This is a genomic window from Bacillus sp. LR--39, assembly GCF_053613335.1.
This window is the reverse complement of the sequence record NZ_JBSIOT010000606.1, coordinates 1-836: the sequence shown is the minus strand read 5'-3', so window position 1 is coordinate 836 and position 836 is coordinate 1. Positions and strand designations below refer to the sequence as shown.

The following is an 836-nucleotide window of genomic DNA, read 5'->3' as shown; positions in this document are numbered from 1 at the left end:
ATAACGCAGCCGTCGGATTTGCGATTTTTTTCAAATCATGCGATCTGATTCTAGTTGCCAATAACGATTGGTGGGCATCCCTGAATGTCGTATCAGTTAAAAGGACAGATTTCTGCTCCTTAACCCAATTTGCAAGCCCTTCTGCACCTTTTTCATCGAGAATTTGCTTTGTTCCTCTGGCAGGCTGCTGATCAACGTCTACCTTTACGCTTAACGGTTTGTCAAATGCCGGTTTTTCTTTTTTCCCGATTCCAGGGAAGCCGTTCACTGTCACATTGCCGATGTAAGTGAGCATTTTCGTTCCGCGGTCTTTTTGTTTAGGGAATTTAAATAATTCAGGCGTTGTATCAATGAAAGATGTATCATATTGCCCTGTCAGGAACTTCTCATGTTTTGCAACGTTCTCAAGGAACGGAATGTTCGTTTTTATGCCTCTGATTCTAAACTCCTGAAGGTTTCGCACCATTTTGGCAGCTGCCTGTTCAAACGTTAAAGCCCAAGTTGAAAGCTTAACGAGAACTGAATCATAGTATGGTGTGATCACGGCGCCCTGGAAGCTGTTTCCGGTATCAAGACGGACACCAAAACCGCCGCCTGAGCGGTAAGCCATGATTTTTCCTGTATCAGGCATGAAATCATTTTGCGGATCCTCAGTCGTAACCCGTGACTGAATGGCATAACCGATTGTAAAAATGTCCTTTTGCTCAGGAATATTTACTTTTTTGCTGTGAAGGCTGTGCCCTTGGGCAACAAGGATCTGAGTTTGAACAATATCGACACCAGTAATCATTTCTGTTATCGTGTGTTCAACTTGTACGCGAGGATTTACGTCAATA

General features: G+C 43.4%; 1 protein-coding gene. It reads right to left on the bottom strand.

The features are described 5' to 3' along the window. Positions 1–836 (bottom strand): ATP-binding protein (locus ACWHAR_RS25255; protein WP_452088206.1); only part of this gene is annotated, 836 nt, incomplete at both ends.